Raw genomic sequence first — 16,925 nt, forward strand, 5'->3', positions numbered from 1 at the left:
ATTCCGGCTCCTTACTTGAAGTGTTCGTCTGCGGCAGGTGCGCCAGTTTCTTTGTGCTGTTGAGCATTGTTGGTGCCCAGAGGAGCAGCTTCGCCCAGCGACTTGAACATTGCGTCCAGCGCATCGCCAGAAAGCGCGTTGGCCACGATGTCGCCATGGACCTTAGCAACCGCATCACGCTTGGCTTTCTCTTCAGCGCGGGTGTTAGCAGTCAGGGTTTCCGCGAGCTGATTCTGATTGGCTTGCAGCGCATCAACCTTTTCCGCGAGAGGCTTAATAGCCGCTTCGGTATTGGTCGCAACAGCCTGGCCGATCATGCTGCCGATTTGTTCCAGTTCTTCTTTGGTTAAAGGCATGTCGCCCTCCGTTTTGTGGTTTGGTGCAGGCTGTTCCTGCGGTGTGAATAGAGCTTTGAATTTGTTGGCGACGACTGTCACCCATGATTCCTGGCGCGCAACTGCGGTTCCGGTATCGTCGATGGTGATCTTCCCGCCATCAGCGGAATAACCGTAAACCTGAGCGTCTCCACCATTGCGTACGATTACCACTTGCGAGTCAGTGAAATCAGCAACCCACGCATACTGGTTCTCTCCAGGAGCAAACTTCGCCTTAGCTGCGCGATCTAGACGCTGCTCGCGCTCCCGGTAGGATTCGCCTACCAGTGCTCCGGAGTTCGCCTTAAGTGGCTGAGCGAGGTCAGCGTTAACCATCAGGCCAACGCCCTGCTCAGGGGTGGCTGCCCCGACTTCATGCAGCAGGATCGCGTCGTGGTCCATGCTGTAGATCTTGGCAACCCAGTCAGCGCCGGTAGCGCGTTGCTGCTCGTTCGGTTCAAGCTGGTCGAGGAAAGCGGCCACGCTGGTATGAATGGGTGGCACGTCATCACCGCGCTCAATGGCTGCGACACGCTCAAGCAGTTCTTTACCGCCTTCTGACTCACTGGCGCGAGCCACATCAACCCACTTTTCGAGGTAAATGCGATTGCCGGACTTCTTAACGTTGCGGTTCCATGCGCCGATATGGCCTGCGTTAATCCCCTCTGGCGAGAAAGCAGAAACGAACTGGCCGTTAACCTGAGGATGACCCAGCGGCGCCAGGGTGCCTTCCAGCCCCTGATAGTGGGCATTGATTTCATCTTCCGTGTACAACCCGCCATTCATGACGACGTTCGCCGGAAGTGTGTAACTCGGCAGCACTAGGTGCTCGCGATCGTTGTATGTTTCACGCCGGATAGACTGGCTGTTCACCTTCGTGGTGATGTTGACCTGCATAGGCATAGTTATTTCTCCGCCCAGGCGTAACCGCGCGCCTGCATCGATTTATATTCCTGTTTGAGTTTGGTAATGGTGTCCGGGAACTGAGGTTTGCCGTCGTCATCGACCAGAACTGACTGCTGGCTGCATTTGCAGTTGATGGAGTTGCCATCCTTGCTGTACCAGTCACGGACCTCTTCATTGGTGTAGAGGTGGGCGTGACGCACTGCATGGGTATGTCGGGTGGTCGATGACAGCGCCGAGATGTGAACCAGAAGGGTTTTAAGGCCGAAGAGGTCATTCGCCTCTTGATCTTCATCCCACTTAGCCCTGCGCAGTGCGGTGGTCACTTCTGTACGCGCGATTCTGTTCGCCCGGCGTTTCTCGATGCCGGTCTGGTCTGTCAGGTTGCGGGCAATATCCAGCGGATTGAGACCACGCCCCACGCCATCAGTCAGCACACGCGCCATATCGCGCTTAACGTCAGCCGTCAGCCCCTTCATTTCCTCAAATACACGCGCATGCACCAGCGCCATTCGTTGCTGGTACGGGTCGCTTGCGAGGATGGAAGCCAGCGACTCACGACCAGCGGCGTACACCGGCGACTGCTGGCTGAGGTTGTAGAATGACTGCCCGGTCCCTTTCTCCGATGCCAGATCGATGTACTCGTAAAACCACAGGTCGTAATCGCCACCTTCAAGCAGCACCTGATCAACCAGATAACTGGCATCGTTCAGGATGATGGAGAGTAGCGTTGGGTTTAGTTGGTATTCGTATCTGGCGTTTACTGCAAGGGAGGAAGGTATTTTGTCGAGTGCTGATTTGTACGCTTTGCCAATCTTATTCATTCGCCTGGCGAAGTCTTTCATTGCCCGGCGCTCCAGCGCATCAGCCCCGGTCGGATCCTGATAGTTACGCGGCAGAATCGGTGGCTTCGGCTTCTTCGTCGCCATCCTCTTCTCCTAAAGGCTCTTCGTCGTCATTGTCATAGCCCGCAGCCGTGCGAATCTCTTCACGGGTGAACGCGGGTTCATCGCCGCTGCCCTGCATGGTCTGGTTAATCTCACCCATGGTCTTGGCGTTAGTGAGCTTCTCAGTGCCGGTCTGTTCGTTCAGGTCATCCCAGATAACAGCCTTTTGGCTAACAGAGTCGATGATTTGCAGTTCAATCAGCTTGTCGCAGAAATCCTCTATCTCGAAAGCGAGGTCTACACGGCGCGACTGGCAGCGAGCGTTGAAATATTTCTGGTCTTCGGTGCTGGAGCGCTCAGCTTGCTGATTACCAACAAGAATACGCGTCGGGATATCTACCCCGGCAGCGCCGGTTTGCAGGTTCACGTCATAGGTCGGAGACGGGTCTGAAACTGGAGAAACCAGAGATGTTACGCTTGCTCCTTGCAGGGAAAGCAAAACATCGTTCCCACGGTTCATTTCGCGAGCCGCCTCGTTGAACTTGTCCTGCAATTCGTCAACGCTGACGTTGTACATTGATGCCAGGCTGCCGAAGTCGATTTCTTTATCGAAGCTCAGCGCCAACTGCCGGGCGGCGTTCTTGAGGAATGACTCACCAGACCCGCCCTCTACTTTCTCAAGGCTCACAAAGGCGTTATAAGCGGGCTCAAGAAATCCAATGGCATCATCTGAGTAATCACCAAGGATGAAAACGCGGTCGGGATGGATATTAACGCGGCGACTTGAACCATTCGGCAACCGTTCGGCGTACTGCCACATTTTCGGCTGACCGTAAGTCTTCGAGTTCAACCCAGTGTCCCACTCGCTCACCGTGAGCGATCCGGCCCACGCCACTGATATTTTCTGAAGACCTCGCCCTTTGGTAACCGGAAGGTTCCAGTCTTTTTCATCGCGGACGTGCAGAAGGATGCCTGCATAACGACCGACAAGGCGACGGCGATCAGCCTCGGCAAATGAGCGCCAGAACCGGTTGTTGAATACCTGCTTTGACTTTTTTTCCCAGGCGGTTTCGTTTTCGCTCTCGTCGGCATCATCACCCTCGATGATTTCCGGGTTCGTCTGCCAGCACTTGCCCACCAGCTTCTCTACTGCGCCGTGAGCTATTCCTCCGCGTCGGTACAGGGCGTAGAGGTTTTCGTAGGTTACCTGCTCAGGGAATCCATACTCGCACCAAGCAGAGTGGCGCTTATTGTCCAGCCCCATTGTAGGCGCCAACAGCCCCATACGGGCGCGCGCCATCCGCGCATCGTTAAGAGCGTGATTTACCGCAAGTGTTAATTTATCGCTCATTCGTGCCTCGCAAATTCGCCATGAAGACTCTCCCTCATCTCAATTAGCCAGGCCTCAACTACGCTTCTAGATGCAGAGAACTTGCGGTGGATTTTTCCGTTATCCCAAATTCTTCCCTGCCACCCGCAGTTTTTTGAGTGCCACGAAAGTCCCTTAACGCCGGATGAGTTATCTTTCCGAAGTGGGGTGTTCTTTAGGTTTTCTGCTCTCGTTGCTGGGCGAAGGTTTTCGATTTTGTTATTGGTGGTATCGCCATCTTTATGGTCGACATCAACCAATGACCCAAGCGCGCCATGCATCAATACCCATACCACTCTATGGGCAAGATACTTTTTCTTATTGATGGTGACGTAGTAGTAACCACGCGCGCCGTTGTAGCTTCCGGCATGGTCTCCGGCTTTAACTCTCCCAGAGCTTTTTATCCACACCAGTCCAGTTGGGCTTGAGGGGTTGTATGCAACACACTCCCGGATTTTATGTATGTCAAAGCCCCCGTTATCACCAACGGCGAGAGTTAATTTGTCAGTCATGGATTGTCCGTTGGTGGATTTATGGCAATAAAAAAGGCCGCCGTGGCGACCTATAACTTAATTAGTGCTTATTGCTTGTCTGGCTGGATGCCGGATAAATAAATTTCGATTGCGCCCGGATCTACAGGGGATTCGCTAACTGATAACTGGTCAAGTTTGATAGTAAACTCAGAAGTACTTATTGAAGAAACAAGGCGTACCTGAATCATCTTGCCTATGCGTGCGACTAATTCTTTGCAAACTGAAGAACAGTCTGAAGGAATGCCACTCGCTGTAACCTCAATATGCCCACCAGGAGTAGGCTGGTAATAACTGAACTTAACAATCTCTCCCAAAACAACGTCTTTTTCTTGTCCGTAATTAACTTGTACTACAGTTTTCTGATCAATCATGCCGCCTCCATAGGTCGATTTCACAACATATTATCGGCATCAATCTGTCCAACTTTAATTCACGTTCCCCTTAATCTCTTAGGGATCATCATCCCGGCCACCTGGCCCTTGCGCTTAATGTGTCCGTCGAGGCTGTAACGAATACCGTCCCAGCAATGCTCGTAACCATCGGCGAGCTTCGGCAACACCTCACCGGTGATGCGGTCCGTTTTGTACGACCACATGCGGGCCTCGCGCGCGACGTTCTTGCAGCGGGGATGGATAATGATTTCGTCGAATCCGCGAAGGTGCGCGATCCCGTCCTCAACGCTACCCTGCCACTTATCGGCAGCCGAGATGTTGAATCCCTGCCGCTTGAGATAGCTTATCGTCTCAGGTCGTGCCGCATCAGCCTTAATTGGCCAGTCACGCGATCCGGGGATTGTGTCGTATAGCTCTGGCATGTGGTCGAGCTCTGTCTGCTGCCCGTATGCCTCGTACTCAATGTACAGCCGGTTGTGCAGGATGAACGAACGCACCAGTGTGTTAGGGTCTTTGGCGAAACCGAAGTCGGCACCGAAGAACAGGCGCTCAGGTTCTTTCCAGAGGTTTTCCGAGAACTCAGCGATCCGGTATTTTCCGGCCAGTACCTGCTTATCTGAGTTTTCAAGGTAAGCCCCCTCCCAAACCCATGCATATGTTGCCGGGTCGAGGCGGCGTTGGTCGTTCTGTCGCTCACCTTCCAGCACGTCGGGGAACCACGGGTTATCCGTGTAGTTCATTTCAACGGTGATGCAGTCGTCACCAGCCTCTTTGCGGAAACGCTTATCCGTGGCGCTACCGTCGCGCTCCGGGTTCCATGTTACCCAAATCTCTGAACCTTCCTCACGGACTGTCGGGCTCAACTTCTGCCAGGCTATTTCGCTGACTGATTCAGCCTCATCAACCCAGCACAGCAGGATGCGAGCTTTCGACTTGATGCTGTCGAGGTTATGCCGCAGACCGCAGAACACGTAGTTAACGCTCTTGTCGATGGTGCGGATGTACTTCTCGCCGATGTCAAAGTTGGAAGCCAGCCAGGGGACAGACAGGATCGCCTGTTTCACCTCCTGCATGCTCGACTCTTCCAGCGAGTTCATGAACTCACGCGCGCAGAGGACCACACCGCTCTCACCGTTCATCATCGACTGATACGCCTTTACGGCTGTCATCAGCGCAAATGTGCGCGTCTTGGCGCTACCACGCCCACCGTGCGAGCACCGGTAACGTTTATTCACGGCGGTGAACAGCGGCGCAAGCTTCGCGGGGATCGGCAGTTGAACGGCGTTACTCATGCTTTCGGCTCAACAGGTAGTAGCTGGATGATTGTCGGCTGCGGAGTCATGCTGCCATCAGGGCTTGTGTGCTCGACTTTCTGGCGATTGGTGTAGGCATCGCCCATTTCTTTGGCGGCCTGCTCGATAAGCTGCGAGGTCATGCCGTAGTTCTTCATCTTTTCAGCATTGGTCGCCATTCGGTCGAGAACGCGCAACCGGTACGCTTTATTTGCGATCGGAATGTCACCGATCTCATTCTGGAATCGTTTACGGGTAGCGTTGAACAGGTCAATCCACTTCTGGCTCAACTTGGCCGCCATTGCATTGCCGGGCGTATATTGCGACACCTGCTGCCGTGAGACATCGATGTCATATTCAGCCTTTACAAGCTCAATGACTTTTACCGGGGTCTCGTAGCAGGCGAGTGATTGAACGATGAAGGCTTTAACCTCTGTCGATAATGCTGCCACAGGCTACCTCCATGACAATCTGAATAAAGCGTTACGCCAGCTTTAGCATGCACGTCCCGCATGACCTGGCTATATCGATATGAGCTACTTCTGCTGGCGCATTGGCAGCATCAACGAGCTCCTGCACTTCTTTACTGGCACCGTATCGACGTACGACACCAGTGAATTCTTCGACGTCGTGGCCGCGCAGTGTAAGCACTGGCTGCCCGGTCTCTTTGTTGAACTTAGGCGCACCGAAATCATCGGTGGCCTGGGCAATGTGATAAAGCTCATGCTCTACCAGTGCGCAGAACTCAAGGTCACTGCATTGTGAGCAGTAATCGGCCGCCAGTGTGATGATGAACTTCGGGATTCGCCCGAACCATTCATGCATCTGCTGTTCCATTCTGGCTTTCTGCCAACCACCGGCGCGGAGCATTACCTGTTCGGCCTGACCGAGAACGTAGCGCCCTTTCTTCGCAAACGAATCTGACGCCCACATGAAGCAGAGATCCGCCTCTAATAGGTGTCCGTGGTCAGGGTTATGGATGCTGCCGGTATCGCTGATGATTTGGCGACTTACCCATTCATGCACTTCATTGGCGGGAATGAGCCTGGTGTATGGCTGCCAGTTCTCGGAGTCGATAAAGTTAACTGGCGGATATGGCCTGCGCTCGTCATCGTTCTCCATGTCTCACTCCGTAGGTAGCTCGATTCACATGCATCAGGAAAAGTGCTATAAGAAAAATCCAATAATTTTAAAAGGAATATCTTCATGCCAAGCTACAAGTTCAATCCGCAAACCGGATCTATGGAAATCGATCAGCCAATTTCACGTATTACAATAGACAATACCGGGGTAGTTAAATCAGAAGAAAACGTCATTGATGGTGTAACCACTCAGTACTTCGAATATCAAAACGGTGGCTATGTAACAGTAAAAAAACTCGATGGTAGCAATGAGATTTCAGGTCACAACGTGTCGGTTTCATTTGCAGAAGATGAAGACAAACCTGGCCACGTTCATGCAACATATAAGATGCGTGATTAAAATCTTTAGCCACCTAAGTTAGGGTAAGTTCAAACGACTGGGTGGCGCGATTTTTTGCGTTACTCAGTTTTTAACATAATAGACCTTTACATCCCATCTGCCGTTACTGGCGTGAACTCCACTCGCTTCACATCAGCAGGAGCGAAATACAGCCACTGGCCCGTTTCCGTCGCCAGCGGCACAAAGCCGTTAACCAACTCAGGCTGACGTCGTGACATCTTGCCCGTGTATTCGCCGCCGTCGTTCGTAGTCAGTTTGATGATGTAGATGTCGGACATTAAGAGCCTCTTTATCCGCTAAAGGGGATAATGGATTGATTATCCTTTGCAGGGGATAATCTTTTAACCCTCACTATAGAAGGTATCGAAAGTCCAACGCGTTGGACTTCTTGCTTAGTAATAAGAGACCACTATAGAAAGGCCAATCCCAGCCTGAGAAACCTAATTTGAAAAGGAGATTAGATGCTTACTTCCCATGACTGGGTTGCGATTCTGCACGCCCCAACAACATACCTACTTGTCCGGTTTATGCTGAGCGTTATCCATCACAGGATAACTGGAAAGCCATTGATTTGATAATAGAGTTGCCATTACGATGAGCCAACCCATGGTGATGGCAACAAAAAACCGCCCTGAGGCGGTTAATTATTTTTCTCTTTAAAGTAATAACCAATAATGAATCCGAGCGAAGTGCCAAGGGCTCCGATTATGACGGCAAGAACTTTATCGAGTTCTAGTAGCTTTACGCTTGCAATTTCATTGTCAAGGCCCTGGGAGTGCAGATCCTTCATCCATCCAATGGCAAGAGAGTTGTACCAGAGAACAAAACCAAAGCAGCCAGCAATTAAAATGAAGAAACAGATTAGGAACGTAATTGTCAACGTACTTCTTGTCCTTCCATCTCTGTGTAAATTGTTAATGGCGCTTTCTTCAACAACAGAAATTTTACCCTTATTGCTTTGAATTTGTGACTGATTTTGTTTTATTTTGTCACTTATTTCCTGAATGCTAATCGCCATTGATATTCACGTCTGACGACGCCCCCAATGCTTTAACTACTTGGGTGTAATCTCTCCACATAGATTGGTTATAGTTGTGGGAGTGAAGTGTTGATTGAAGTATCGGCTCCAGAAGACCTTTAAGCTGCAACCAAACAGCCTGCTCCTCCTCTGTCATAGATTCTTTGAGAGATAAAGTTTGGTAGATAGAGATCACATTTTGCGACAAAGAGTTTAGATCTTCATTTATCTGATCAGCTGTAGCCCTAAACTTCGCCAACTTTTCAACCATTTGTTTCTTATTGATTTTTTCCACTACTCACCTTCAAAGAGAATGAAACTAAGGAGGAAATATAACATGTTCCAACTTCGTTTTTGTACTTCCTGTACTTGTGGCTAATATTTATCCTTATCTCGACCCCTAGAAGATTCTATCTCCCTAATTCCTGCCTTATCCAGATTGCACTGCCCCAGCGCCGTGTATAGCTGAGCGTTTAACTCCAGACTTGCCTGCCAAGTGAACGGAACTGCCATTCCGGGGATCGGCGTGTCTGCGGTCAGGTCAGCGCTTATCGGCACCACTGGGGCCGGAACGTAAACCGTCTGCATATTCCCGCAGGCTGTCAGCAGCGGAAGAAGGAACAAGCTGGTTAGCGCACGGATCGCCTTCAAGCGCCTGCCTGATGTAGACAATGCGCGTTTCGCCCCTTTGAGCCAGTTCGTTCTTAGCATTCTGGGTAGCCTGTGAGATGTCGCGGATGATGTTCATCGTGGTGATCACGTTGTTGGTGATCGCCTCTGATTTGTCTGCCCTGACCGTTGCTTTATCGCGCTGGTCTTTGTAGGCGATGGCGTTGTCGCGATAGCGGTTCACGAAGAACGCCAGCACGCCGATTACCGCCACCACAATCAGTTGCAGCCAGTAACGCTTTACCAGTGCGCTAATCACGGCAGGAACAGAGCGCGCTCCGCCTCACGCCGACGGGTCAGGCCGTTTATGACTTTGCCACCAGCTTTATTCCAGCGCAGGAACTCATCGGCAGCGCCAGCGTAATCTCCGGCGTTGAGTTTTCGCAGAAGAGTAGATGTCGACAGTGACCGGGCGCCGAGGTTGTACGTGAACGACACCAGGGCGTCGAATTGCCCCTGAGTCAGACCGACTTTAACCAGACGGGACACGTCATTTTCATAGCTGACCAGTCCGGTCTTCAGCAGGCGCTCAGCCGTTTCCTGCTTAATCGTCATCCCAGCGCGGATTGGTTTGCCGTCGACAGGCTGAGTCCAGCCATAGCCAATCGTCCAGACGCCAACGCTGTCCTGGTACGCGGTAAGCTTGCAGCCTTCGAACTCTTTGATCAGGGCAATGCCTTTATCACTGGTTTGCATTCTTCATTCCCGTCAGGCGCTCCCAGAAGTACGTCAGTGCTACGGAGCCCATCGCCCCGCTAATACCAGACGTAACCAGGATCATGTAAAGGCTCAGACCGCTTTCAACGCTGATCAGGCCACCAATGAGACCGGTAAAACCGGACACTGCAATTTGTGCCAGCGCGTTGATCCAGCTCCAGGTGGCTTTGTTCTGCTTAACGTCAATAAGGTATCGGACCAGGCCGCCCCAGCATGACAGAGCAAGGACAATCAGCCATGACACTCCGGCAATGCTTTCTTTATCTTGCATACGTTTAGCCATATCACCTCCGAAAAACGGGGTGCTGTTTGTGTAGTGGGGAAAGGCCGTCAGACACGATAGATACGTGGCATCTGGAATTGATTGTCTGCGGCCTGAATAAAAAACCCGGCGACAGGCCGGGAAGATGAGGGTAAGGCAATGTCGGCTCTATGGCCGAAGGGTCCCAGGTAGTGGGTTTGGGTCGCCCGTCTGGATTCGAACCAGCAATCAACCAATTATGATTTGGGAGCTTTACCGCTTAGCTACAGGAAAATAAAAAGGCCGCCTGAGCGACCTGTCTGTTGAGTTGCAACTTCACCACATTTTGAGCCCACGTAAAAAGCCTCTTAGGCCTTCAGCGTGCCTCCTGTAATGCGATGTGCACTCATCGATAACATCATGAGCTGACACAAAGCGAAGCGACTTACAACCGACCTCTTTGTGCAACTTGTTTTTGACGTTGAATATTCGAACACTAAAAGCATCATCCACCTTTCTGATTTCGTAACGATAGGTGATGTTGTTAGTGCCGCCAACATAAAGCTGGAAGTTCTTCATGATGAGGCCTCTCTGTTTTCACTGGAGGCCATATTTTACATAAGTAAAAAAAGATTATTAACTTTTAAAGACCACTTGGTTTACATAAAGCACAAAAAACAAAGCCCCGCACGGTGGCGAGGCTCTTAATTCTTTGTCGACCTACGAAGCTATGGCGACGATATCAGACTTACATGAAATATATGCGTTTCAGTTCGGTTTTGCAAGACTTACATCTAAATTTGTCGCCTTTTGTTGTGAACGTGATCGCGTTACAGAGATAAGCGCACCGCTATCGAGTCGCTTAAAGTTGTTGCGCATAGCCAGCCAATGAGGCAAATACGTTTCTGTCCAAGTGGATTTAGCCACGCCCGCCAGTTCCGCCAGCGCCTGGTATTCATACGTTTCCCGCCCCGCCAGCTCTGCTTTCACGTCCTGCGCCGCCAGCCAGATAAGCTTCTTCAGGCGTTCCATCGTCTTGCCGGCCACTTTCTTCGTGCTGAGCTGTTCCCGGAACTCTTCCCACGCCCACTGGGTGATCGACACCTGGTATTCAAAGCGGGTGTTCTCGCTGTAGTTCCACAGTAGCCACGCTTTCTGATGTTCTTCCAGAGACAGGACAGCACGGCGCCAGGATGCCGTAACGAACTCCAACGGGCCCACCAGCGCGATGGATGATCCCTTAGCGCGGGACTGGTTGCCGCTCATCGGCGGGCCGTCAGGGTTAACTTTCCGGCCGGTGACCGGGTCGGTGATTTTCTTCCGGCCCCGGCTGCGCACCGTCGCGGTGAATTGCGCGTTCTCGGCGAAAGCTACCAGCTGCCCTTTCGTCGCCCCGCTCAGATCTGCGGTCGCCACCATGATCTGCTGACGTACGTATTCCAGTTGCTGACTGTTCATCATGCGGCTTCCTTCTGTGGCTGGTTTGTTTTTGTCTGGCTGTGCTTTGCTACTGGCGGCATGCTGGCGCGCTTTACGCTTTCGGCCTGGTACCGCAGGAAGTCTGTGTGGTTCATTCGGCCTCCAGTTCGGTGATGGTCAGTTCAAGCCTGCCGCCTTTGACGATCGGCATTCTCTTCACGCTGTAGTAATCAACCTGCTGGTCATCGAGCCAGAAACCGGATTTCGTCAGGGCATCGAATGCGGCCTTTTGTAGATTGTCCAGGTCCCGGCGGCGGCGATCCGGCATGTGGCACTCGATACGGATTTTCACGGGCGTGGTCAGGCCGATATCGAGCATTGAGTCTTTGATAATTCTGGCGACGCTGTCTCGGTACGCCTGCCCTTCTGCGCTGATGTGCGTGCGCCCGCGATTATGCCGATAGTAGCGGTTGTTGCTCGGCGGCCATGGGAGACTGATGCGATATTCATTCATGCTTTTACGAGCCCCTCTTTAAGCCAGATGACCTGAGTGCGAGCCATGCCTTCCAGCGCGCACTCCTTTGCATATTCCGCATCGACCAGGCGGGTGCGGCGATCAATCTCGTCGTGGCAACTGCTGCATGCGATGGTGGCGATCAGGTCAGGCGGCTTGATTCCGGTCCCGCAGAGGCCAGCAATACGGATGTGGGCCAGTACCGAGGTTTCAGCGTTGCCGTTGCATACGCCGGGGATCCGCACCTGACATTCGCGGCCGCGTGCCGCTTTGCATAAATTAGCCATGCGCCCTCCTCGCCGCGAGACTCAGCCATTTCTGATCCACCAGGCGGGCGGTGTAGTCTTTCAAGGTCGGGATGTCGGACGGCTTAACCGCTGGCTTGCGCTGGCGGCGCGCCGGAACGCTGAAGATTTCGTTGGTGATGACGCGGGATAGTGGAGTAGACATCACGCCTCCTGCTTATCGCGCAGCTGCTGGTATTCGCAACCGTTCGGAATTGTCAGGGCCAGGCCGAACTGGGCGCACCACATTTCAACCTTCACCAGGAAGATATGCATTTCGCCTGTATCGAGGTCGGCGGTGTGGCGTGGCTCCCAGGTCGTGGTTTTCTCACCGGTGATGAAGTCGGTGTAGGTCACCTCTTCACAGCCGAGATAGGTTTTCTTGAGGTTGCGCTTAACCCACTCCGGAGTCGCGTCGGTACGTCCGGAGCTAACCAGGTACTCGCTGATTTCCGTGTACCACATGTGGCTGAGCGCGTTCTGCGACAGGCTGCGCTTCTCGCGCCATGGTTTGACTTGCAGGCGGAAACATTGCCCGGCATCCAGCAATGGCTGAATCTGCTGGCCAATGGCCGCGAAGTTGCCGCGATGGAGTTTGATGCCGTCTACTGGCAGAGTCATACGGCCTCCTTAACGGAAACCGCAGAATGCAGAAAATCGCAGGTGCATTTCTGCATCTGTGACAAGGTGAGGAGTTCAGATTGTGGTCGCATTTAAGTCCCCTTAAATGCGCAGAAGTCACCGGAGTTGTTCAGGCTCCGATGACATGATTATGGCGGGTTGATTTTGATTAATCAAATTTTGCATTTACTCACCACAAACTTAATTTTTTCTCCAAAAATTATTAGACTAAGGTGCCACATGTTTGATGTGTCAGTGCTGATCGCAAGGAGCGTATGTGCCATTACCAGAAAAGCTAACCTATGTGCATGCAGCATTAAGTGCCGCGTTTGCCTTCGCCTTGATTAGACATTACCTTGGCGGGGACAAGGATCCCTCTGTTAAATCCAGGTTGTTGATAACAATTCTGATTATGATGTCAGCTGCCGCGCTAGCCGCTGGCTTTTTTTGGCCCGATTACCATTCATGAGAAAAATGGCCTTGAAGAGAAATTGTCTGGCGATTGTAAATGAACCCTCACAACTCAAATTTCTTTCACCTATTTAAATACGCAGACTAATAATTACTGTAACTTTAAGACTCCAATCAACTGGCCGGAGGGGACCATCCCCAACATCCAATTCAAGTGCCAGGTTTGTTCGAACAAAAAGTTCTTTTTTACGACCTTTAGTTCAGACTTAAACCAACCTCATGGTGCGGTTTGCTCCGTCTGTGGAACACGCCTCACCTCTATATCTTGCATACCTATACCGAGACGGAGACGGTGGCAAAAGAAGGGTGTTTAGAACGAGGCCTCACCTGAGGCCTCCGCTGTCTCATCACTTCACCTCCTGCTGCGGTGCTGCTGGCCGAGGGTGCCAGTGGGTAAAGGTGCTGGCTGGTAGCTTATCGTATTCCTCGTACCAGTCCTGCCATTCCTTGCCATCCCACGCATAAGCAGCGTACTGAACCACGTCGCCACAGCATGTGATAACTGGCACACCGATATGCGGCATCCTCTCACTGCAAGCCACCCAACCATCCTGAATCACCGGATAGTTGCCGCTGGGCGACTCGGCAATTTTTGGCGAAGAATCCAGAGCTGGCGCGGTCTGCATGGTGGTGGGCGACTCGGCGTTTTCGGCACCCTGAAGCATGGCGGCGCGGCAGGATAAGATGCCGGCCTTAACCTTGTGCCATGCCTCGTGGTCACGGTCTGAGATACGCAGAACTTCTTCCATTGCTGATAGCAGTTCATCAGGCACAGATACCGGCGCTGGAGGGGCGGAATAGAGCTGATTAACTCCATCGGGCATTCCCGAAAAATCGCTATCGTCTACCGGCCCAGCGTTTAACCAGTGATTGCCTGACACTTCCACTTCAAATACCGGCTCCGCTTCGAGCGATGCCAGCGCTAGCTTCATCGCAGCGAGCGCATTGGCCGCATCTTCGTTTACTGCGCCGGGCACAGCATCGCGCTCTTCTTCAAGCTCCATTATGGTCTTCACTAGCCATTCTTTTAGGGTAGTGCTCATTGGGCGGCCTCCTTGCGAAGTTGGACGGCGATGTCTTCGAGTACTCTATCAGCGAACGAGCGATCGAAATCCCCCTCTGGCGCATCAGCCATAAACTCTGTAGATGTGAGAATCATCCGTGCGATGTCTGCCGCGTTCTTCGCCGTGTCATCGATAAACCCAGCCTCCCATGCGGCCAGCATCCTGTTAGCAACAAAGTGAGCGCCTTCCTTGTGGGCCTGCGCCCGCATTTTAGCCAGCAAAGCGTCGGTCGCTGGTGTTTCGTCCAGCAAATCAGTCAACGCATCAAATTCGGAAGGCTTGACGACATATTTCAATTCGTCACCGTTAATCTCACACTCTTCTGATGTTTTGCTTACTGCGGTGATTGCATTTTTCAGCCCCGCATTCTCCGCAGCCATCGCCGCGCACTTGGCTTCAAGCTCGGATAATCTGTCACTGCATTCCGCCAGCACCATATCAACATCAGTATCCAAAGGTGGGACGTGCATACTGGCGAGGCCTTTGGTGAAATCGTCAAGAGCCTTTTCGATTCGTTCTTTCAATGCTGGATGTGTATTATTTTTCATGCTCTCACCCCGTATACACTTAAAATTCGTTTCATCACCGCGCTGTTACGGCACTCCTGGCAGATCACGTTTGTCTCTGTACGCCGAACCAGCTTCGAATTTCCCTTCGGCATAGCAGGGATAGTTTCCGGTGCGTATTTCATGCCGTAGCTGGTCAGCCGATACAGCCGCTGGCCGTGCTTGCCTTCGAACTCGATCAGGCCGTCTGCTAACAATGTGCTTAACGGGCCGGAAATCTTTTTGGTGGTCATGCCGATCATGCTGGCAATGCGAGCACTATTCAGGCCCGGGTTGTTACGCAGGGCTGCAAGAATCTGCCCACGGATTGTTATGGTCATATCACACCATCCCGTTCGACTTGTTGCGGTTGTACTTCGCCTGAAGCAGCTGGATCGGCGTTGGCCCGTGTTCGGCAGCCGGTGCTGCAATTGCCCGGCGCACCGGCGGCACTGGCTTACCATCGGTGACGCGCTTCTCCCACATGTCCAGAAGATCACCCGCCTCGCGTGCCAGCTCACCATGCGTTAACTGGCGCTCTGTGCTGCGATGACGCAGTTCTACGCAAATGTGGTACATGACCGGCTGCGACCAGGGGAATTGCTCGCTGGAGGTGAATTCGAACGAACGGTTACGCCAGTCCCAGTATTCGGCGATCACCTGGTCAACGTTGACGCCCAGCACCCCGCCGCTCTGTTTGCACCAGGCGACGAACTGGCCCGGCGACGGCAGGAATGGGCGCTCCTGGCGGCGGGCAATGCGCATACCGGCATCGACCTGAGCCATGGTGTGGATCCCGTTCTCCTGAAACGCCAGCAGCCACTGACGGCGGAATTCGTTAAGGTCTTCCTGGGTGCGGAAGTTCGCCATGCTGGCCGGGAACGCGGCACGCAGCTGGTTGAACAGTCCGTTGAATACCTGCGCTACCTGCTCGACCGGCGCTCGTTCCTGATACTGCTCTGGCAGGTTATGAGCCATGCGACTCATCTGCTCGCGGTCGTGGTTACGCATCTGCTCTGCAAGAGATTTCATCGAATCACCTCATAGGCCCAGTCAGTGTTGTTGAAGTCCAGATCCGGCTTAGCCGCACGCTGCCCACCTACGGCGTTTCGCTGCATCGTCAGCTTGTCCCACTGCTTACGCAGGCTTTCAGGGCTCAGGATGTTGGTCTGCCAGAAGTGGTGTTTGCTTGCCCAGTCATACAGCGCACAAATGTCCTGGTGCGACCGGTTGTCTATCTGGCGCATCAGGCGAACGGTGTTAGACCAGGAGGTCATGTCCGGGGCTTTGCAGGTTGGGTTAATCAGCTTCACCCTGGAGGAAATCCACTTAGCGATCTCGAGGTCTTCAGCCGATCCCCACTTCGCACCGGATGGGGTGTAAACCGCAGCGTCTGGATGAGCTGATAAAAATTTCTTCAGACGTGCGTCAGAGGATTCGTCAGAATTCTCGGACGAAGATCTTTTAATGTTTTTATTGATGTTATTACATTGTTGTTCATGATTCTCGGTGAAACGCTCGGGTAAATGCGCTCCGTTATGCGCGGCATAACCTTCCGAAGCTGCGCCATTACTGGATTCGCCATGCTCGGCATTAAGCGCGGAGATATGCGCGGTGATACGCTCGGGTAAATCGTCCATTTTTTGAGCATATTCAGCGTAATTTGTGATGGTTATCACAGAGCCCTTTCGCTTCTCTCCGGAGCGAGAAATCATCCCTTCACGCTCGAAAACATCAAGCATCCTGTCTACGGCGTGGCGACTGCATGGCTTCCCTTCCCTGTCGCATAAATTCAGCCCGAGATCGGCTGAGGTGGTGACCAGTTGTCCGGTTTGCAGCGGCCATTGGCGACCTTTGAAGTTTGCTGTATATGGCTGGCGAGCAGCACACAGCAGCAGGTTTTCCCACAGCGTGCGCAGGAAGACGTCCTTCGACCAGGTTTGCTTAAGAACACTCCGGTACAACGGGATGAATCCGGTTTTCTGGTTCTCCATCCGGTTGCTCCTGGCGGCGGAATGCGCCGCGAAATTTGCGTAAGCGACGTTCGACACAGTTAAACCTCCTGCGCCTGGCGTTTTGGATTAGCGTTTGTCATAATGACCTCGCAATTGACTAGCGTTTGTTGCACCA

26 protein-coding genes and 1 tRNA gene are annotated in these 16,925 nt (G+C 52.6%); 1 reads left to right on the top strand and 26 read right to left on the bottom strand.

The genetic code is table 11. The features are described from left to right. Window positions 1-11: 11 nt before the first annotated feature. The 8 genes from RS584_RS12535 to RS584_RS12570 form a co-directional block, all read right to left on the bottom strand. Window positions 12-1,277 carry a hypothetical protein gene (locus tag RS584_RS12535; RefSeq protein WP_315747982.1) on the bottom strand — a complete coding sequence of 422 codons (1,266 nt, stop codon included), beginning with the start codon at window positions 1,275-1,277 and terminating at the stop codon, window positions 12-14. Window positions 1,278-1,279: 2 nt separating this feature from the next. Continuing rightward, window positions 1,280-2,206, bottom strand: coding sequence for a phage minor head protein (locus RS584_RS12540; protein WP_315747983.1), 927 nt, complete (start codon window positions 2,204-2,206; stop codon window positions 1,280-1,282). Next, window positions 2,166-3,515 (bottom strand): anti-CBASS protein Acb1 family protein, encoded by a 1,350-nt coding sequence (locus RS584_RS12545; RefSeq protein WP_315747984.1) that lies wholly within the window; start codon window positions 3,513-3,515, stop codon window positions 2,166-2,168. Before RS584_RS12545 ends, RS584_RS12540 begins: the two co-directional genes overlap by 41 nt. After that, on the bottom strand, window positions 3,512-4,045 hold the full coding sequence (locus RS584_RS12550) for an HNH endonuclease (RefSeq protein WP_315747985.1): 534 nt from the start codon (window positions 4,043-4,045) through the stop codon (window positions 3,512-3,514). The genes RS584_RS12545 and RS584_RS12550 overlap by 4 nt, the downstream gene beginning before the upstream one ends. A 68-nt stretch (window positions 4,046-4,113) precedes the next feature. Continuing rightward, window positions 4,114-4,437 carry a hypothetical protein gene (locus RS584_RS12555; RefSeq protein ID WP_288764501.1) on the bottom strand — a complete coding sequence of 108 codons (324 nt, stop codon included), beginning with the start codon at window positions 4,435-4,437 and terminating at the stop codon, window positions 4,114-4,116. Window positions 4,438-4,496: 59 nt separating this feature from the next. Next, the gene (locus RS584_RS12560; protein WP_315747986.1) at window positions 4,497-5,750 is read right to left on the bottom strand and encodes a PBSX family phage terminase large subunit; all 1,254 of its coding nucleotides are present in this window, start codon (window positions 5,748-5,750) and stop codon (window positions 4,497-4,499) included. Further along, window positions 5,747-6,202 (bottom strand): DUF2280 domain-containing protein, encoded by a 456-nt coding sequence (locus tag RS584_RS12565; protein WP_315747987.1) that lies wholly within the window; start codon window positions 6,200-6,202, stop codon window positions 5,747-5,749. Before RS584_RS12565 ends, RS584_RS12560 begins: the two co-directional genes overlap by 4 nt. 31 nt (window positions 6,203-6,233) lie before the next feature. Further along, entirely contained in the window at window positions 6,234-6,872 is a 639-nt protein-coding gene (locus RS584_RS12570) for a putative metallopeptidase (RefSeq protein WP_315747988.1), read from the bottom strand. A gap of 84 nt (window positions 6,873-6,956) precedes the next feature. On the opposite strand from RS584_RS12570, the gene RS584_RS12575 reads away from it, so the two are divergent. After that, window positions 6,957-7,232: a hypothetical protein gene (locus RS584_RS12575; protein ID WP_315747989.1), complete on the top strand. Its 276-nt coding sequence runs from the start codon at window positions 6,957-6,959 to the stop codon at window positions 7,230-7,232. Window positions 7,233-7,318: 86 nt separating this feature from the next. Here the strand turns inward: RS584_RS12575 and RS584_RS12580 are convergent, their stop codons facing one another. The 18 genes from RS584_RS12580 to RS584_RS12665 form a co-directional block, all read right to left on the bottom strand. Beyond that, a complete protein-coding gene (locus RS584_RS12580) occupies window positions 7,319-7,510 on the bottom strand; it encodes a hypothetical protein (protein WP_315747990.1) in 192 nt (63 codons plus the stop codon). A gap of 362 nt (window positions 7,511-7,872) precedes the next feature. Then, on the bottom strand, window positions 7,873-8,250 hold the full coding sequence (locus RS584_RS12585; RefSeq protein WP_315747991.1) for a hypothetical protein: 378 nt from the start codon (window positions 8,248-8,250) through the stop codon (window positions 7,873-7,875). Next, complete coding sequence (locus tag RS584_RS12590; protein WP_315747992.1) at window positions 8,240-8,545, bottom strand: hypothetical protein; 306 nt, start codon at window positions 8,543-8,545, stop codon at window positions 8,240-8,242. The genes RS584_RS12585 and RS584_RS12590 overlap by 11 nt, the downstream gene beginning before the upstream one ends. Window positions 8,546-8,791: 246 nt before the next feature. Then, a complete protein-coding gene (locus RS584_RS12595) occupies window positions 8,792-9,178 on the bottom strand; it encodes a DUF2570 domain-containing protein (protein WP_315747993.1) in 387 nt (128 codons plus the stop codon). Then, window positions 9,175-9,615 carry a lysozyme gene (locus tag RS584_RS12600; protein WP_315747994.1) on the bottom strand — a complete coding sequence of 147 codons (441 nt, stop codon included), beginning with the start codon at window positions 9,613-9,615 and terminating at the stop codon, window positions 9,175-9,177. Before RS584_RS12600 ends, RS584_RS12595 begins: the two co-directional genes overlap by 4 nt. Further along, window positions 9,602-9,907: a phage holin family protein gene (locus RS584_RS12605; RefSeq protein ID WP_122008274.1), complete on the bottom strand. Its 306-nt coding sequence runs from the start codon at window positions 9,905-9,907 to the stop codon at window positions 9,602-9,604. The genes RS584_RS12600 and RS584_RS12605 overlap by 14 nt, the downstream gene beginning before the upstream one ends. Window positions 9,908-10,096: 189 nt before the next feature. Further along, window positions 10,097-10,171, bottom strand: a tRNA-Ile gene (locus tag RS584_RS12610). Window positions 10,172-10,645: 474 nt separating this feature from the next. Further along, entirely contained in the window at window positions 10,646-11,335 is a 690-nt protein-coding gene (locus RS584_RS12615; protein ID WP_032652813.1) for a bacteriophage antitermination protein Q, read from the bottom strand. Then, entirely contained in the window at window positions 11,335-11,451 is a 117-nt protein-coding gene (locus RS584_RS12620) for a hypothetical protein (RefSeq protein WP_094166857.1), read from the bottom strand. Before RS584_RS12620 ends, RS584_RS12615 begins: the two co-directional genes overlap by 1 nt. Further along, on the bottom strand, window positions 11,448-11,810 hold the full coding sequence (gene rusA / locus RS584_RS12625) for a crossover junction endodeoxyribonuclease RusA (RefSeq protein WP_058687461.1): 363 nt from the start codon (window positions 11,808-11,810) through the stop codon (window positions 11,448-11,450). The genes RS584_RS12620 and rusA overlap by 4 nt, the downstream gene beginning before the upstream one ends. Beyond that, window positions 11,807-12,097 (bottom strand): DUF1364 domain-containing protein, encoded by a 291-nt coding sequence (locus RS584_RS12630; protein WP_028013586.1) that lies wholly within the window; start codon window positions 12,095-12,097, stop codon window positions 11,807-11,809. The genes rusA and RS584_RS12630 overlap by 4 nt, the downstream gene beginning before the upstream one ends. Further along, window positions 12,090-12,260, bottom strand: a complete 171-nt coding sequence (locus tag RS584_RS12635; protein ID WP_315747995.1) for a NinE family protein — start codon at window positions 12,258-12,260, stop codon at window positions 12,090-12,092. Before RS584_RS12635 ends, RS584_RS12630 begins: the two co-directional genes overlap by 8 nt. Continuing rightward, window positions 12,260-12,715, bottom strand: coding sequence for a YbcN family protein (locus RS584_RS12640; RefSeq protein WP_023277185.1), 456 nt, complete (start codon window positions 12,713-12,715; stop codon window positions 12,260-12,262). The genes RS584_RS12635 and RS584_RS12640 overlap by 1 nt, the downstream gene beginning before the upstream one ends. An 818-nt stretch (window positions 12,716-13,533) precedes the next feature. Then, window positions 13,534-14,229 carry a DUF551 domain-containing protein gene (locus tag RS584_RS12645; protein ID WP_315747996.1) on the bottom strand — a complete coding sequence of 232 codons (696 nt, stop codon included), beginning with the start codon at window positions 14,227-14,229 and terminating at the stop codon, window positions 13,534-13,536. Continuing rightward, the gene (locus tag RS584_RS12650) at window positions 14,226-14,798 is read right to left on the bottom strand and encodes an ead/Ea22-like family protein (protein ID WP_410493076.1); all 573 of its coding nucleotides are present in this window, start codon (window positions 14,796-14,798) and stop codon (window positions 14,226-14,228) included. Before RS584_RS12650 ends, RS584_RS12645 begins: the two co-directional genes overlap by 4 nt. Further along, on the bottom strand, window positions 14,795-15,136 hold the full coding sequence (locus tag RS584_RS12655) for a winged helix-turn-helix domain-containing protein (RefSeq protein ID WP_315747997.1): 342 nt from the start codon (window positions 15,134-15,136) through the stop codon (window positions 14,795-14,797). Before RS584_RS12655 ends, RS584_RS12650 begins: the two co-directional genes overlap by 4 nt. A gap of 1 nt (window position 15,137) precedes the next feature. Next, window positions 15,138-15,827 carry a replication protein P gene (locus RS584_RS12660; protein WP_315747998.1) on the bottom strand — a complete coding sequence of 230 codons (690 nt, stop codon included), beginning with the start codon at window positions 15,825-15,827 and terminating at the stop codon, window positions 15,138-15,140. Beyond that, entirely contained in the window at window positions 15,824-16,789 is a 966-nt protein-coding gene (locus RS584_RS12665; RefSeq protein WP_315747999.1) for a replication protein, read from the bottom strand. Before RS584_RS12665 ends, RS584_RS12660 begins: the two co-directional genes overlap by 4 nt. Window positions 16,790-16,925: the final 136 nt, after the last annotated feature.

Origin of the sequence: Enterobacter sp. DTU_2021_1002640_1_SI_PRY_ASU_LCPMC_013 (assembly GCF_032389435.1) — a bacterium.
Classification (GTDB): Bacteria; Pseudomonadota; Gammaproteobacteria; order Enterobacterales; family Enterobacteriaceae; genus Enterobacter; species Enterobacter hormaechei_C.

Excerpts from the sequence above, each read along its gene's own strand:
- RS584_RS12535 (WP_315747982.1), bottom strand. The coding sequence starts at position 1,277 with ATGCCTATGCAGGTCAACATCACCACGAAGGTGAACAGCCAGTCTATC.
- RS584_RS12540 (WP_315747983.1), bottom strand. The coding sequence starts at position 2,206 with ATGGCGACGAAGAAGCCGAAGCCACCGATTCTGCCGCGTAACTATCAG.
- RS584_RS12545 (WP_315747984.1), bottom strand. The coding sequence starts at position 3,515 with ATGAGCGATAAATTAACACTTGCGGTAAATCACGCTCTTAACGATGCG.
- RS584_RS12550 (WP_315747985.1), bottom strand. The coding sequence starts at position 4,045 with ATGACTGACAAATTAACTCTCGCCGTTGGTGATAACGGGGGCTTTGAC.
- RS584_RS12555 (WP_288764501.1), bottom strand. The coding sequence starts at position 4,437 with ATGATTGATCAGAAAACTGTAGTACAAGTTAATTACGGACAAGAAAAA.
- RS584_RS12560 (WP_315747986.1), bottom strand. The coding sequence starts at position 5,750 with ATGAGTAACGCCGTTCAACTGCCGATCCCCGCGAAGCTTGCGCCGCTG.
- RS584_RS12570 (WP_315747988.1), bottom strand. The coding sequence starts at position 6,872 with ATGGAGAACGATGACGAGCGCAGGCCATATCCGCCAGTTAACTTTATC.
- RS584_RS12575 (WP_315747989.1), top strand. The coding sequence starts at position 6,957 with ATGCCAAGCTACAAGTTCAATCCGCAAACCGGATCTATGGAAATCGAT.
- RS584_RS12580 (WP_315747990.1), bottom strand. The coding sequence starts at position 7,510 with ATGTCCGACATCTACATCATCAAACTGACTACGAACGACGGCGGCGAA.
- RS584_RS12585 (WP_315747991.1), bottom strand. The coding sequence starts at position 8,250 with ATGGCGATTAGCATTCAGGAAATAAGTGACAAAATAAAACAAAATCAG.
- RS584_RS12600 (WP_315747994.1), bottom strand. The coding sequence starts at position 9,615 with ATGCAAACCAGTGATAAAGGCATTGCCCTGATCAAAGAGTTCGAAGGC.
- RS584_RS12605 (WP_122008274.1), bottom strand. The coding sequence starts at position 9,907 with ATGCAAGATAAAGAAAGCATTGCCGGAGTGTCATGGCTGATTGTCCTT.
- RS584_RS12615 (WP_032652813.1), bottom strand. The coding sequence starts at position 11,335 with ATGAACAGTCAGCAACTGGAATACGTACGTCAGCAGATCATGGTGGCG.
- RS584_RS12620 (WP_094166857.1), bottom strand. The coding sequence starts at position 11,451 with ATGAACCACACAGACTTCCTGCGGTACCAGGCCGAAAGCGTAAAGCGC.
- rusA (WP_058687461.1), bottom strand. The coding sequence starts at position 11,810 with ATGAATGAATATCGCATCAGTCTCCCATGGCCGCCGAGCAACAACCGC.
- RS584_RS12630 (WP_028013586.1), bottom strand. The coding sequence starts at position 12,097 with ATGGCTAATTTATGCAAAGCGGCACGCGGCCGCGAATGTCAGGTGCGG.
- RS584_RS12635 (WP_315747995.1), bottom strand. The coding sequence starts at position 12,260 with ATGTCTACTCCACTATCCCGCGTCATCACCAACGAAATCTTCAGCGTT.
- RS584_RS12640 (WP_023277185.1), bottom strand. The coding sequence starts at position 12,715 with ATGACTCTGCCAGTAGACGGCATCAAACTCCATCGCGGCAACTTCGCG.
- RS584_RS12645 (WP_315747996.1), bottom strand. The coding sequence starts at position 14,229 with ATGAGCACTACCCTAAAAGAATGGCTAGTGAAGACCATAATGGAGCTT.
- RS584_RS12650 (WP_410493076.1), bottom strand. The coding sequence starts at position 14,798 with ATGAAAAATAATACACATCCAGCATTGAAAGAACGAATCGAAAAGGCT.
- RS584_RS12655 (WP_315747997.1), bottom strand. The coding sequence starts at position 15,136 with ATGACCATAACAATCCGTGGGCAGATTCTTGCAGCCCTGCGTAACAAC.
- RS584_RS12660 (WP_315747998.1), bottom strand. The coding sequence starts at position 15,827 with ATGAAATCTCTTGCAGAGCAGATGCGTAACCACGACCGCGAGCAGATG.
- RS584_RS12665 (WP_315747999.1), bottom strand. The coding sequence starts at position 16,789 with ATGGAGAACCAGAAAACCGGATTCATCCCGTTGTACCGGAGTGTTCTT.